The organism is Streptomyces indicus, from assembly GCF_900100315.1.
In the GTDB taxonomy this organism is placed as follows: Bacteria; Actinomycetota; Actinomycetes; order Streptomycetales; family Streptomycetaceae; genus Streptomyces; species Streptomyces indicus.
Genome location: NZ_FNFF01000001.1, coordinates 1,363,133 through 1,376,781 on the forward strand (window position 1 = coordinate 1,363,133; position 13,649 = coordinate 1,376,781).

The 13,649-nt window shown below is 73.0% G+C and carries 12 protein-coding genes; 8 read left to right on the top strand and 4 right to left on the bottom strand.

What is annotated here, in order from left to right; translation table 11 throughout:
* Positions 1-137: 137 nt before the first annotated feature.
* Positions 138-1,082 (top strand): ROK family protein, encoded by a 945-nt coding sequence (locus BLT97_RS06055; RefSeq protein WP_245769190.1) that lies wholly within the window; start codon positions 138-140, stop codon positions 1,080-1,082.
* A gap of 59 nt (positions 1,083-1,141) precedes the next feature.
* Here BLT97_RS06055 and BLT97_RS06060 read toward each other — a convergent pair whose 3' ends face one another.
* Entirely contained in the window at positions 1,142-1,615 is a 474-nt protein-coding gene (locus BLT97_RS06060) for a winged helix-turn-helix transcriptional regulator (protein WP_093607561.1), read from the bottom strand.
* A 117-nt stretch (positions 1,616-1,732) separates the two neighbouring features.
* On the opposite strand from BLT97_RS06060, the gene BLT97_RS06065 reads away from it, so the two are divergent.
* A complete protein-coding gene (locus BLT97_RS06065; protein WP_093607562.1) occupies positions 1,733-2,650 on the top strand; it encodes an NADP-dependent oxidoreductase in 918 nt (305 codons plus the stop codon).
* A gap of 91 nt (positions 2,651-2,741) precedes the next feature.
* On the opposite strand, the gene BLT97_RS06070 is transcribed toward BLT97_RS06065, so the two are convergent.
* Both BLT97_RS06070 and BLT97_RS06075 read right to left on the bottom strand, forming a co-directional pair.
* On the bottom strand, positions 2,742-3,590 hold the full coding sequence (locus BLT97_RS06070) for an EamA family transporter (protein ID WP_093607563.1): 849 nt from the start codon (positions 3,588-3,590) through the stop codon (positions 2,742-2,744).
* A 102-nt stretch (positions 3,591-3,692) separates the two neighbouring features.
* Positions 3,693-5,234, bottom strand: a complete 1,542-nt coding sequence (locus BLT97_RS06075; protein WP_093607564.1) for an AMP-binding protein — start codon at positions 5,232-5,234, stop codon at positions 3,693-3,695.
* 267 nt (positions 5,235-5,501) lie between these two features.
* Between BLT97_RS06075 and BLT97_RS06080 the strand changes: the two genes are divergently transcribed.
* A complete protein-coding gene (locus BLT97_RS06080; RefSeq protein ID WP_176953655.1) occupies positions 5,502-6,404 on the top strand; it encodes a helix-turn-helix domain-containing protein in 903 nt (300 codons plus the stop codon).
* Positions 6,405-6,537: 133 nt separating this feature from the next.
* Positions 6,538-7,188 carry a LysE family translocator gene (locus BLT97_RS06085; RefSeq protein ID WP_093607565.1) on the top strand — a complete coding sequence of 217 codons (651 nt, stop codon included), beginning with the start codon at positions 6,538-6,540 and terminating at the stop codon, positions 7,186-7,188.
* 19 nt (positions 7,189-7,207) lie between these two features.
* On the opposite strand, the gene BLT97_RS06090 is transcribed toward BLT97_RS06085, so the two are convergent.
* Positions 7,208-8,332, bottom strand: a complete 1,125-nt coding sequence (locus BLT97_RS06090) for a winged helix DNA-binding domain-containing protein (RefSeq protein WP_093607566.1) — start codon at positions 8,330-8,332, stop codon at positions 7,208-7,210.
* A gap of 296 nt (positions 8,333-8,628) precedes the next feature.
* On the opposite strand from BLT97_RS06090, the gene BLT97_RS06095 reads away from it, so the two are divergent.
* The 4 genes from BLT97_RS06095 (at position 8,629) to scpA (ending at position 13,633) form a co-directional block, all read left to right on the top strand.
* Complete coding sequence (locus tag BLT97_RS06095) at positions 8,629-9,018, top strand: RNHCP domain-containing protein (protein WP_093607567.1); 390 nt, start codon at positions 8,629-8,631, stop codon at positions 9,016-9,018.
* 22 nt (positions 9,019-9,040) lie between these two features.
* Complete coding sequence (locus BLT97_RS06100; protein WP_093607568.1) at positions 9,041-9,469, top strand: RNHCP domain-containing protein; 429 nt, start codon at positions 9,041-9,043, stop codon at positions 9,467-9,469.
* Between the two features lie 172 nt (positions 9,470-9,641).
* Complete coding sequence (locus BLT97_RS06105) at positions 9,642-11,456, top strand: methylmalonyl-CoA mutase subunit beta (RefSeq protein ID WP_093607569.1); 1,815 nt, start codon at positions 9,642-9,644, stop codon at positions 11,454-11,456.
* Positions 11,456-13,633, top strand: a complete 2,178-nt coding sequence (gene scpA, locus BLT97_RS06110) for a methylmalonyl-CoA mutase (protein WP_093607570.1) — start codon at positions 11,456-11,458, stop codon at positions 13,631-13,633. Before BLT97_RS06105 ends, scpA begins: the two co-directional genes overlap by 1 nt.
* Positions 13,634-13,649 lie beyond the last annotated feature (16 nt).

Genomic DNA, 13,649 nt, shown 5'->3' on the forward strand with positions numbered 1-13,649 from the left:
CGGCGCCCGCGCGGACCGGAGCAGCTGCCGACCGCGAGCCGTACGTGAGCCGGGCCGTACGTGAGCCGAGCTGTACCTGAGCCGAGCTGTCCATGAACTGCACTCCAGACAGGAGCACCACCGTGACCACCGTCGATCTGCGGCCGCTTGACGCCTCCGAAGCCGGGCACTCCGGTGTGACGCTCGCCGTGGACATCGGCGGTACGAAGATCGCCGGTGCGCTCGTGGACGCGACGGGACGGCTCCTCGTGAGCGCGCGCCGGCCGACGCCGCGCGGCACCGGCGGGGACGAGGTGATGGCGGCCGTCGAGGAGGTCCTCACCGAGCTGTCCGGCGCGCCCGAGTGGGCGTCCGTGCGCCGCTGCGGCATCGGGAGCGCCGGTCCCGTGGACGCCTCGCGCGGCGAGGTCTCGCCGGTCAACATCGCGGCCTGGCGCGGTTTTCCGGTCCTGGAACGCACCCGTGCGGCCCTGGCCCGCCTCGGCGCCCCCGTGCCCGCCGTCCTCGTCGGGGACGGCGTGGCCATGACCGCGGCCGAGCACTGGCTCGGCGCCGCGCGCGGGCACCGCAACGCGCTGTGCATGGTGGTCTCCACGGGCGTCGGCGGCGGTCTCGTCCTCGACGGACGCCTCCACCCCGGCCCGACCGGGAACGCCGGGCACATCGGCCACATCAGCGTCGAACTCGACGGCGAGCCGTGCCCCTGCGGCAGCCGCGGCTGTGTGGAGATCATCGCCTCCGGTACGTCGATCGCCCGGCACGCGGGCTTCGCGGACGCGGCGGCGACCGCCGAGGCCGCACGCGCGGGCGACCCCAAGGCCCTGGCCGCCTTCGACCGGGCGGGCAAGGCGCTCGCGGCGGGCATCGCGGCGACGGCCACGCTGGTCGAGATCGATCTGTGCGTGATCGGGGGCGGGGTGGCCGCGGCGGGCGACCTCCTGTTCGCCCCGCTGCGACGGCACTTGGAGACGTATGCCGCGCTGTCCTTCGTACGCCACCTGGAGATCACCCCGGCCGCACTGGGCACTGACGCGGGCCTGGTGGGGGCGGCCGCGGCGGCGGGACAGCTGCTCGACGTGTGAGGGCGCGGACGGACGTGTGAGGTACCGGGGGGCTGGGCAGGCGGGCGGGACCGCGGGGGTCAGGCCGGGCGGCTGTCGTATGTCTCGCGGTGCACGAGCACCTCGTCCATGTGGGTCTCCGCCCACTCCTTGACCCCGCGCATGAGGTGCTGGAGCGAGCGGCCGAGCGCGGTCAGCTCGTAGGTGACCGTGACCGGGACGGTCGGGGTGACGGTGCGGGTGATCAGGCCGTCGCGTTCGAGTGCGCGCAGCGTCTGCGTGAGCATCTTCTGGCTGACGCCCGCGAGTTGGCGCGAGAGGTCGGAGTAGCGCAGCGCACGCGGCTGCCCGGCAGTCTCGTCCTCCGCACCGGGCCGCGCGCCCTCAGCCGTGCCGCCCGGCTGCGGGCCCTCGCTGGTCAGCGCGGCCAGGACGAGGGCCACCCACTTGTCGGAGATCCGGGCGAGCAGCTGCCGGCTGGGGCAGACGTCGAGGAACGCGTTGTATTCCCGCTTCGCCTGCTCCCGCTTGTGGGCCGCGGTCGTGGTCGCCATCGAACTACCCTTTCTGTCGGGGGAGTTACGCACTTTCAGGTGCCTACTTCCCGCTGGAGAGCAACGGCTTCAGAGTGATGCACACAGCCACCGAGCACAAGCCACCTGGAGCACCCCATGAACGCAGCCACCTACCGCGCAGCCGTCGTCCGCACGCCCGCGGGCCCGGACTCCATCGAGATCGTCGACGTCCCCCTCACCGCGCCCGGGCCCGGCGAGGTCCGCGTCGAGATCGCCGCAGCGGGGGTCAACCCCGTGGACCTCGGCGTCGTGAACGGCGTCTTCCACGCGCTGGGCATGGTCCACCAACCCGAACACACCGGAATCGGCTGGGACTTCGCCGGCACCATCGCCGCCGTCGGGCCTGGGGTCGAGCTGGCGGTCGGCACGCGCGTCGCCGGTCTGGTCGACGGCTTCGACCGCGATTTCGGCCCGTACGCCGAGCAGCTCGTCATCCCGGCCGCCCAGCTCGCCGTCGTACCGGACGGCCTGGACCTGACCGTGGCGGCGACCGTGCCGGTCAACGCGCTCGCCGCGGCCCAGCTGCTCGACCTGCTCGGGGACGCGCCCGCCGACGGCAACAGGCTGCTCGTGACCGGGGCGGCCGGCGCGGTGGGCGCGTACACCGCCGCCCTCGCGCCGGAGCGCGGCTGGCGCGTGACGGGACTCGCCAGGGAGCAGGACGAGGAGTTCGTACGGAGCCTCGGCGCCGAGTTCACCGCCGCCCCAGAACGCGGCTGGGACGCGGTCGCCGACGGTGCGGCCCTCCAGGAGGCGGCGGTCGCCCTGGTGCGCGACGGCGGCGCGTTCGTCGGCGTGCAGCCGAGCGCGCGGCCGGCCGCCGAACGCGGCATCTCGGTCGACGTGGTCGTCACCCACCCCGACGGCGCGCGCCTCGGCGACCTGCTCGCCCGCACCGCCGCCGGCGAGCTGCCGGCCCGCGTACAGGCCGTCCTGCCCCTGGCCCAGGCCGCCGAGGCCCACCGCGCCATGGCTAAGGGCGGGGTGCGCGGGCGGTACGTGCTGGTGCCCTGAGTACGCGGGAGCGGGGGCGCGGGGTCCGGGAGCGGGGGCGCGGGATCCGGGAGCCGGATCGGCGCCGTCGCTCCCGAGCCACCTCCGGCTCTCACCCCAGCGCGAGCAGCACCGTCGCCACCAGCGCCCCCCAAAGCCCCACCGCCTGACGGCGGTTGACGTGTTCGTGGAGGAGGGTCAGGCCGAGGATCACGGGCAGGGCGGGGTAGAGCGAGGCGAGGACCACGGCCACCGCCAGCAGCTGCTGGTGGGTCGCCAGCAGGTACAGGCTGAGGCCGAGGGCCGCGCCCGCGCCGATCAGGAGCGCCTGGAGGCCCTGCCGCACGGGCACGCGCAGGTGGCGTACGGACGGCGGCAGCAGCACCAGGACGGCGGCGGCGCGGCCCGCGGCCACCGGCCACAGGCCGCCGGACTCCCCGGCCTGGGCGAGCGCGAGGTACTGCACCGCCACTCCCGCGCTGGCCAGGAGACCGTCCGGCACGCCCGCACTCGCCAGGAGACCGTCCCGCACGCCCCGCCGGCCCGGGGTGCCGCGGCCGCCGGAGACCAGCCACAGCGCGGGAGCCGTGACCGCAATGCCCGCCCAGGCCAGGGGCGTCGGGCGGTCGTGCAGGAGCAGGACCCCGGTGAGGACGGACAGGGCCACCGAGGTGACGGCGCTCACCGGCACGACCACGCTCATGTCGCCCCGGGCGAGCCCCCGGTTCAGGAACCACATCGCGGCCGCACTGCCCACCCCGGAGAGCGCGCCCCAGGCCAGGCCGGTCGCCGTGACGGACGGTGCGGGGACGAGCAGGGCGGCCGCCACGGCGAGGACCAGGCCGCCGATCTGGCCGAGCAGCGTGACCGCCGCGAAGGGGATACGGCGTGACAGGATCCCGCCGGCGAAGTCGACGATGCCGTAGCAGACGGCGGAGGCCAGCGCGAGGAGTGCACCCATCCGGCGATGGGTTCCCCGCGCGGCCCGGCTGAAGCACCGGCCCGCGGCCGCCCGGCCCTCGCCCGACCGGACCTCGCCCGACCGGACCTCGCTCGACCGGCCTCAGTTGATCTGCCGCTCCTGCCCCTCCCAGTACGGCTCGCGCAGCTTGAACTTCTGGATCTTGCCGGTGGCCGTGCGCGGGATCGAGGCGCGGAACTCCACCGAGGTCGGTGCCTTGTAGCCGGCGATACGGGCCTTGCAGTGGGCGATCAGATCGGCATCCGTGGCGCTCGCGCCCTCCTCCAGGACCACCAGCGCCTTGATGGTCTCGCCCCACTTCTCGTGCGGGACGCCGATCACCGCGACCTCGGCCACCGCGGGGTGGCTGAAGAGGGTGTCCTCGACCTCGATGGACGAGACGTTCTCGCCGCCCGTGATGATGACGTCCTTCTTGCGGTCGGAGATGGTCAGATGGCCGTCCTGCGGGTCGATCGTGCCGCCGTCGCCGGTGTGGAACCAGCCGCCTTCCAGGGCCGCCGCGGTCTCCTCGGGCTTGTCCCAGTAGCCGTCGAGGACGACGTTGGACTGCGCCAACACCTCACCGGACGGCGCGACTTCGAGCCGTACGCCGAGCGCCGGGAGCCCGGCCCGGGAGAGCTTGCGGGCGCGCTCCTGCGCCGGCAGCGCGTCGTCCTGGGGGCGGGTGCGGTTGAAGGTGAGCAGCGGCGAGGTCTCGGTGAGGCCGTAGATCTGGGTGAACTCCCAGCCCAGTTCCTCCTCCACGCGCTGGATCGTCCGGCTCGGCGGCGGCGCGCCCGCACACACCACCCGCACCCTGTCGCGGCCGGGGATCTCGCCCTGCCAGTCGGCGGCCGCGGCGAGCACCGCGTTCCACACGGCGGGCGCCCCGCACATCAGGGTCACACCGTGCTGCTCGACCCGGCGCAGGATCTCCGTGCCGTCGACCTTGCGCAGCACGACCTGCTTGGCGCCGAGCCCGGCCATCACGAAGGGCATGCCCCAGCCGTTGCAGTGGAACATCGGCAGCGTGTGCAGGTACACGTCCCGCTCCCAGGCGCGGGTGTGCAGGCCGAAGGTGAGGCCGTTCACCCAGATGTTGCGGTGGGTGAGCTGAACTCCCTTGGGGCGTGCGGTGGTTCCGGAGGTGTAGTTGATGGTGGCGGTGGCGTCCTCGTCCGGCTGCGACCACGGGCGCGGCTCGACGCCGAAGCGCATCACCTCGGTCTCGGTCTGCTCACCGAGCACGAAGCGGTGCCGGGCCTTGACCGAGGCGAGCGCGTCGTCGAGCTCCGGGTCGACGAGGACGGCCGAGGCGCCGCTCTGCTGGACGATGTACTCGGTCTCCTCGGGCTTGAGGCGGAAGTTCACGGGCACGGCGATGCGGCCGCTCATCGGCACGGCGAACAGCAGCTCCAGCATCCGCGCGGAGTTGTGGCTGACGACGGCCACGCGCTCGCCCTCGCCGATGCCGAGCGCGTCGAACCCGGCCTGCCAGGCGCGCACCCGCTCGCCGAGCCGCCCGTAGGTGGAGTCCGGTACGACGGATGCGGGCTGGTCCGGCTCGTCGACGACACCGGGGCTGTCGGCGAAGCCCGCCTCCGCCCGGTGGAGGAAGTCCGCGACGGTCATCGGCATCCGCATGGTGTCTCTCCTGTGATCCGCTGCTGTCGGCTGTGATCGGTGGGTTGTCGGTTGTGTTCGGCGGGTTGTCGGTTGCGTTCCGGTGCGGTCGCCCGTGATCGGTGCTCTCGACCGTATTCCGTTCCTCTGCCCCACTTCGGCGGGACCGGCCGGTCTGCGGCCAGTCCCTACGTAGCATCCTGTGCTCAGAGGCACCGGTACCACCAGACCCCGTGGTGTCGGACGGGACCGGAGCGCGGACGTGGGAGCACGAGAGGGGGCCGGCAGGTGACGGGGTACGAGAGGTACGAGGGGCACGAGGGCGAGGACGCCGACGCGTTCGCGTTGCGGTCGGCGCTGGTGCGGCTGCGCCGTGACACCGGGCTGCCCGTGGCGCTCGGCGGGCTGCTCCACGACCGCCTCAAGTCGCCACCCGCGCCGGGCAGTCAGCGGGGCAGGCTGCGCATCGACGAGGTCAGCGGCACGTACTCCAGCGCCCTTCAGGGCATCGGTATCGCTACGGGTTCGGGGCTCGGCGGCAAGACCGTCGCGCTGTCGCGGCCCTGCGCGGTGGTCGACTACCAGGAGGCCCGGCACATCAGCCACGAGTACGACGCGGTGGTCGCCGCCGAGGGGCTGCGGTCGGTGCTCGCGGTGCCGGTGATCGTCCGGCGCCAGGTGCGCGGGGTCCTGTACGGGGCGCTGCGCGCGCCGCGTCCGATGGGCGAGCGGATCCTGACGGCGGCGGTCGCGGCGGCGCGCGATGTCGAACAGGCCCTGGTCGTACGGGAGGAGGCGCAGGCCCTCCTGATGGCGGCGCGCGAGCCGGCCGTGGGAGCGGACGCCTGGGAGCGGGTGCGCGAGGCGCACAGCGCGCTGCGCGCCCTGGCCCCGAAGCTGGACGACCCGCTGCTGCGGGCAGAACTGGAGGCGGTGTACGGCACGTTGGCGTCCGCGGCCGACTCCTCCGTACGGGCCGGGCGCCCCGCGCCGGAGGTGCGGCTCGCCCCGCGCGAGGTGGACGTGCTGGCCTGCGTCGCCCTCGGCGCCACCAACGCGGCGGCGGCCGAGCGGCTCGGTCTCGGCGCCGAGACGGTGAAGGGCTATCTGCGCTCGGCCATGCGCAAGTTGGGGGCGCGCTCGCGCTGGGAGGCCGTGGTGGCGGCGCGACGGGCGGGGCTGCTGCCCTGAGCGACGCCCGCTCCCCCGCCCGCCTGCGAACCCGTGAGCCTGTGAACCCGTGAGCCTGTGAACCCGTGAACCCGCGGCAAGGGCCTGACATCCGCTGCCCCGCGTCACCTAGCATCGCGGCGGGGGTGAGGACATGGTGTCCATGGACCGGCTGCTCGCGTTCGCCGCGATGTCGCTGCTCGTGATCGTGATCCCGGGGCCGAGCGTGCTGTTCGTGATCGGGCGCGCCCTCGCGCACGGCCGGCGCACGGCGATGGCGACGGTCCTGGGGAACGTGGTCGGCTCGTATCTGCTCGTGGTGGCGGTCGCCCTCGGGGTCGGCACGCTGGTGGAGCGCTCGGTCGCGGTGTTCGTGACGGTGAAGCTCGCGGGTGCCGCGTATCTGATGTACCTGGGGGTGCAGGCGTACCGGCACCGCAAGGACATGAAGGCCTCCGCGATCCGCGCCGCGGCCGGGAAGGGCGAGCGGCGCGGGGATCTGCGGACCGTGGCCGACGGCGTGATCGTGGGGGTCACCAACCCCAAGGGCATCGTCTTCTTCGCCGCCGTGCTCCCCCAGTTCGTGGACCATTCCGCGGGCGGGCTGCCCGGGCAGATGCTGATCCTCGGTCTGGTGCCGATCTGCATCGGCCTGGTCACCGACACGCTGTGGGGCCTGACGGCCTCGGCCGCCCGCACCTGGTTCGCCCGCTCCGACCGCCGGCTGTCGATGATCGGGGGCGCGGGCGGGTTCGCGATGATCGGGCTCGGGGTGACGGTGGCGGCCACGGGGCGCGCGGACTGACCGCCCCGCCGCGCCGGGCTCAGGCGCCCACCACCTGCCCGTACCGGAGGTCGTACGGGACCCCCGTGCCCATCGGGCCGTCGAGCAGCCGCGCCGCCTCGGCCTCCAGCTCGGCCCGCTGGGCCTTGGTGAGCGTGCCGAAGGGCTCGAACGTGACGGTCGCCGACTCCTTCTCCTCGGTGAGCTTCCAGGTGCCGGCGAGGAACCCGTCGACGAGGAAGACGCTGTAGGCGAAGTTGCCCAGCCAGGTACGGCCCTTGAGGTCCGGCGGCACGACGCGGGTGCGGTCGGCGTGGGACAGGAGCAGGTTGTCGAACTCGGGCAGCAGCCGGGCCGGCGCCGGGGTGTCCGCGTCGGGGCGGGACGCGTCCGGCAGGTCGAAGAGCTCGACGCCGTGCTCGTCGCGGAAGGTCGTCAGGCCGGGGCGCAGCCGCTCGAACACCTCCCGCATCCGGGTCAGGCCGCTCCAGGTCTGGAAGTCCTTCACGGACGCCGGTCCGAACGCGCCGAGGTAGCGCAGGACCGTGTCGTCCGGGTCCGCGTCCGCGGTGTCGTCCCGGCCGAGCCAGTGCGTCAGCGTCGTCAGCGAGACCTGGCCGCTCTGCCGCCACAGGCCGCGCGGGGTGACCTGGACGAGCGGCAGCGAGCAGCGGGCCGCGATGCCGAGCGCCTGCGGGTCGGCGTCCGGCCAGGTGCGCAGCAGGTGCTCGCGGATCTGCGCGAGCGTGCGCGGCTGCTCCTCGACCAGCTCCTTCGCCTGTGCGGTCAGCCGGTCCAGGTCCACGCCGGCCAGGCCCTTGCGGAACATGTTCAGCTCGCGGGTGCGTGCGGGCTGGACGAGGCGGCGCAGGGCGAGCGCGTCGTCCGCGGTGTGCGTGTGGATCGTGGAGCGCATGGTGACGATCCGGACGAGCTCGCGGTCCTGCATGAGGGCCGAGAACGCGGCCGGGTCGAACTCCTCGAGCCGGGCCGCGAGGGCGTAGTAGGGCGGCTTGACGTTCTGCGCCTGGAGGCCGAGGAGGTGGGACACGGCGGCGGCGGGCTTCATGGGGTGCCGGCGCAGGAGCAGCTGCCGGTCGAGGGTGGCGCGGTTGAGCGCGCGGGTGCTGAGCACAGGACCTTGGGCCTTCTTGGCTGCCGTCATGTGCTGCACGTTAGCGAGGGACGCGGACAGTTTCTGTCCGCGATGCGGCGGCGCGGAAAATCAGTGGACGCGGCTCCGCTTCCCGGTGTTCTCTTGATCCGTCGCCGGGGCTCGCGCACCGGCCGTCCACCCGTTCCTGCACTGATGATTGAGGTGTCTTGATGACCCGCCTCGCGCCGAGCGCGCCTCGCGTCATCGCGTAATACCGACTCAGGTCCCCACTGACCCAAGGTCCACCGAGGCCCGCTCGGCCTGCTCTTGCTGTCATCGCACACTTCTCAGCAAGGAGCACCCGGGTGTCCAGCGATCACCTCGCACACCAGCACCGCACCACCCCGTCCGCGGCACTCAGCACCGACACGTTCACGTGCGTGCGCTGCGGGCTGACCGTGTCGTCGTATGCCGCCGACACGACGCGGCGCAACCACTGTCCGTCCTGTCTGCACTCGCGGCACGTTCTCGACCAGGTCGAGGGCGGTCCGTCCGCGTGCGGCTCGCGGATGAGTCCCATCGCCATCGCCGTGCTGCGCACGGGCGACTGGACGCTCGTCCACCGCTGCGTCCGCTGCGGCGAGCTCAGTTCGGATCCGGTCTGCGCCGACGACAACCAGCTCATCCTGATGCGGATGGCCGTGCGGCCGCTGGCCGATCCCCCGTTCCCGCTCGAAGCGTTCGGCACGCTCTGAGCGCGGCCACGGAGGATTCGCCATGCCACGCCGCACTCGCCGCTCCGGCCGCGACCAGCGCGTCCGGCCGCAGCGCCACAAAGACGTCCTGCATGGCGCGGGGCGTCATCGGGCACATGACTTCCGGTGTACGGGCTGCCGGCTCGACGTCTCCCTCGTCGCGCCCGGCACCGCGCACCGCAATCACTGCCCGAACTGCCTGACAAGTCTCCATGTCGACCTGCGCATCCCCGGCGATCGTGCCGCGGGATGCGGGGGCCGCATGGAGCCGCTGAGCCTGACCGTGCGCCCGGACGGCGAGTGGATGCTGATCCACCGCTGCCTGAGCTGCGGCCGGCTCAGCGCCAACCGCATCGCCGGCGACGACAATGCGCTGGTCCTGGTCCGCCTGGCCCTCAGGCCGCTCCAGGACCGCCGCGTGGCCAACAGCGCGCTGCTCGCGGTGCGTTGACCGGCGCCCGAGGGGCGGAGACTCCCTCTCCGCCCCTCGGTTACCCGGTCGGCCCGCCCCGGTTACCTGCCAGTAGTGCAGATCGCCCGAAGGATCAACCCCCACCTGAAGAGGGCAAGGTCACAGCCTTGACCTCTGCTGCTCCTTTGCTAACGGCGGCTAACATCCGAGCATGACGGTCCTGCCTGACGACGGGCTCTCCCTGGCCGCCGAGTTCCCTGATGCGACCCATGAGCAGTGGCAGCGCCTCGTGGAAGGCGTACTGCGCAAGTCGGGCAAGGAAGTCTCGGGCGATGCCGCCGAGGATGCCCTCTCCACCAAGCTCGAGGACGGGCTCACCACCCGCCCTCTGTACACGCATGCCGACACGGCGCCCGGCCTGCCCGGTTTCGCGCCGTACCTGCGCGGCGCCCGGCCCGAGGGCAATGCGGCCGCCGGCTGGGACGTACGGCAGCGGCACGCGCAGCCCGACCCGGCCAAGGCGAACGAGGCGCTGCTCGGCGACCTGGAGAACGGCGTCACCTCCCTGTGGCTGACCGTCGGCGAGGGCGGTCTGCCGGTCGACGGGCTCGCGCGGGCGCTCGACGGTGTGTACCTCGACCTCGCGCCGGTCGTGCTCGACGCGGGCGCGCAGTTCCCCGAGGCAGCACGCGAGCTGCTCCGGCTGCACGCCGAGCGCGGCACCCCCGCCTCCGAGGTGCGCGGCAGCCTGGGCGGCGACCCGCTCGGGTACGAGGCGCGCACCGGCCGCGAGCAGGACTTCGCGCCGGTGATCGCGTACATCCGCGAGCGGTCCGGGGAGTTCCCGGGGCTGCGGGCGCTCACCGTGGACGCGCTGCCGTACCACGAGGCCGGGGCCTCCGCAGGGCAGGAGCTCGGCGCCTCGATGGCCACCGCGGTCGCGTATCTGCGGGAGCTGACCGCGGCGGGCGTGAGCGCCGAAGCGGCGGTGGGCCAGCTGGAGTTCCGGTACGCGGCCACCGCCGACCAGTTCCTGACCATCGCCAAGTTCCGTGCCGCGCGGCGCCTTTGGGCCCGGGTCGCGGAGGTCTGCGGCACCGCGGGCGCACAGCGCCAGCACGCGGTCACGTCGAGCGTGATGATGAGCCGCCGCGACCCGTGGGTGAACATGCTCCGCACGACGGTCGCCACGCTCGCTGCCGGGGTGGGCGGCGCCGAGTCCGTGACGGTGCTGCCCTTCGACCACGCGCTCGGCCTGCCCGACGCGTTCGCCCGCCGGATCGCCCGCAACACCTCGACGATCCTCCTGGAGGAGTCGCACCTGGCCCGGGTGATCGACCCGGCGGGCGGCTCCTGGTACGTGGAGCAGCTCACCGATCAACTCGCGCACGCGGGCTGGGAGTTCTTCCAGGAGATCGAGCGCGCCGGCGGCCAGGCCGCGGCCCTGCGCTCCGGCCTGCTCCGCGAGCGCATCGCCGAGACCTGGTCGGTGCGCAGCCGCAAGCTGGCCACCCGCAAGGAGCCCATCACGGGCGTCAGCGAGTTCCCGCACCTCGCGGAGAAGCCCGTGCAGCGCGAGCCCGCCCCCGCCGGCCCGGCCGGCGGACTGCCGCGGGTCAGCCGCGACGAGGCGTACGAGGACCTGCGGGCCCGCTCGGACGCGCAGCTGCGCGAGCAGGGCGAGCGTCCGAAGGTGTTCCTCGCGACGCTCGGCCCCGCCGCCGCGCACACCGCCCGCGCCACCTTCGCCTCGAACCTCTTCCAGGCGGGCGGCATCGAGCCCGTCACGGGCGGCCCCGCGGAGTTCGCGGCCTCCGGCGCGCGGATCGCCTGCCTGTGCTCCAGCGACGGCCTGTACGAGGAGCAGGCCGAGCGGGCCGCGGCGGAACTCCGGTCCGCGGGCGCGGAGTTCGTGTTCCTCGCCGGGAAGCCCGCCTCGTACGAGGGCATCGACTCCTACGTGTTCGCCGGCTGCAACGCCGTGGACGTCCTCACCTCCACCCTCGACCGTCTGGGAGTGTCCTGATGTCCATCCCCGACTTCACCGGGATCGCACTGGGGAGCCCGGCGCCGGACACGTCGACGGACGCCTGGCGCAAGGCCGTCGAGGACTCCACCGGCAAGGACGAGGGCGAGCTGCTCTGGGAGACCCCGGAGGGCATCGCGGTCAAGCCGCTGTACACGGGCGAGGACCTGGAAGGCCTGGACTTCCTCGGCACCTACCCCGGCATGGCCCCGTATCTGCGCGGCCCGTACCCGACGATGTACGTGAACCAGCCCTGGACGATCCGGCAGTACGCGGGCTTCTCCACGGCCGAGGAGTCCAACGCCTTCTACCGCCGCAACCTCGCGGCCGGCCAGAAGGGCCTGTCCGTCGCCTTCGACCTGCCCACGCACCGCGGCTACGACAGCGACCACCCGCGCGTGACCGGCGACGTCGGCATGGCGGGCGTGGCGATCGACTCGATCCTCGACATGCGCCAGCTCTTCGACGGCATCCCGCTGGACAAGATGACCGTCTCGATGACGATGAACGGCGCGGTGCTCCCCGTGCTCGCGCTCTACATCGTGGCCGCCGAGGAACAGGGCGTGCCGCCCGAGAAGCTGGCCGGGACCATTCAGAACGACATCCTCAAGGAGTTCATGGTCCGCAACACCTACATCTATCCGCCGAAGCCGTCGATGCGGATCATCTCCGACATCTTCGCGTACACCTCGCAGCGGATGCCGCGGTACAACTCGATCTCCATCTCGGGCTACCACATCCAAGAGGCGGGCGCGACGGCCGACTTGGAGCTGGCGTACACGCTCGCGGACGGGGTGGAGTACCTGCGGGCCGGGCAGGAGGCGGGCCTGGACGTCGACGCCTTCGCGCCGCGGCTCAGCTTCTTCTGGGCGATCGGCATGAACTTCTTCATGGAGGTCGCGAAGCTCCGGGCCGCGCGCCTGCTGTGGGCGAAGCTGGTGAAGCAGTTCGACCCGAAGAACGCCAAGTCCCTGTCCCTGCGCACCCATTCGCAGACGTCCGGCTGGTCGCTGACCGCGCAGGACGTGTTCAACAACGTGACGCGTACGTGCGTGGAGGCGATGGCGGCCACGCAGGGCCACACGCAGTCCCTGCACACGAATGCACTGGACGAGGCCCTGGCGCTCCCCACCGACTTCTCGGCGCGCATCGCCCGCAACACCCAGCTCCTGCTCCAGCAGGAGTCGGGCACCACGCGCACGATCGACCCGTGGGGCGGCAGCGCGTACGTGGAGAAGCTGACGTACGACCTGGCGCGGCGCGCCTGGCAGCACATCCAGGAGGTCGAGGCCGCGGGCGGGATGGCGCAGGCCATCGACGCGGGCATCCCGAAGCTGCGCGTGGAGGAGGCCGCGGCCCGCACCCAGGCCCGGATCGACTCCGGACGCCAGCCGGTGATCGGCGTGAACAAGTACCGCGTCGCCAGCGACGAGGCGATCGAGGTCCTCAAGGTCGACAACTCCTCGGTGCGCGCCCAGCAGATCGAGAAGCTGCGGCGGCTGCGCGCCGAGCGCGACGAGCGCGCCTGCCAGGACGCCCTCGACGCGCTGACCCGCGCGGCGGGCGGGGAGGGCAACCTCCTCGAACTCGCCGTGGACGCGGCCCGTGCGAAGGCCACCGTCGGCGAGATCTCCGACGCCCTGGAGAAGGTGTACGGGCGGCACGCGGGCCAGATCCGTACGATCTCCGGCGTGTACCGCAACGAAGCAGGGGAGTCGGCGAACGTGGACCGCACCCGCGCGCTCGTCGACAAGTTCGACGAGGAGGAGGGCCGCCGCCCGCGCATCCTCGTCGCGAAGATGGGCCAGGACGGCCACGACCGCGGCCAGAAGGTGATCGCCACGGCCTTCGCCGACCTGGGCTTCGACGTGGACGTCGGCCCGCTGTTCCAGACGCCGGCCGAGGTCGCGCGGCAGGCCGTCGAGGCGGACGTGCACATCGTCGGCGTCTCCTCGCTCGCCGCCGGTCACCTCACCCTCGTACCGGCGCTGAAGGAGGCGCTGGCCGAGGAGGGCCGCGAGGACATCATGATCGTGGTCGGCGGTGTGATCCCGCCGCAGGACGTCCCGACGCTCCTGGAGATGGGCGCGACGGCGGTGTTCCCGCCCGGCACGGTCATCCCGGACGCGGCGTACGACCTGGTGGAGCGACTGGCCGCGTCGCTCGGCCACGAGTAGAACCGGCGGAGGCACG

Coding starts and splice junctions, on each gene's coding strand:
- BLT97_RS06060 (WP_093607561.1), bottom strand. CDS start 1,615: ATGGCGACCACGACCGCGGCCCACAAGCGGGAGCAGGCGAAGCGGGAA.
- BLT97_RS06065 (WP_093607562.1), top strand. CDS start 1,733: ATGAACGCAGCCACCTACCGCGCAGCCGTCGTCCGCACGCCCGCGGGC.
- BLT97_RS06070 (WP_093607563.1), bottom strand. CDS start 3,590: ATGGGTGCACTCCTCGCGCTGGCCTCCGCCGTCTGCTACGGCATCGTC.
- BLT97_RS06075 (WP_093607564.1), bottom strand. CDS start 5,234: ATGCGGATGCCGATGACCGTCGCGGACTTCCTCCACCGGGCGGAGGCG.
- BLT97_RS06085 (WP_093607565.1), top strand. CDS start 6,538: ATGGTGTCCATGGACCGGCTGCTCGCGTTCGCCGCGATGTCGCTGCTC.
- BLT97_RS06090 (WP_093607566.1), bottom strand. CDS start 8,332: ATGACGGCAGCCAAGAAGGCCCAAGGTCCTGTGCTCAGCACCCGCGCG.
- BLT97_RS06100 (WP_093607568.1), top strand. CDS start 9,041: ATGCCACGCCGCACTCGCCGCTCCGGCCGCGACCAGCGCGTCCGGCCG.
- BLT97_RS06105 (WP_093607569.1), top strand. CDS start 9,642: ATGACGGTCCTGCCTGACGACGGGCTCTCCCTGGCCGCCGAGTTCCCT.
- scpA (WP_093607570.1), top strand. CDS start 11,456: ATGTCCATCCCCGACTTCACCGGGATCGCACTGGGGAGCCCGGCGCCG.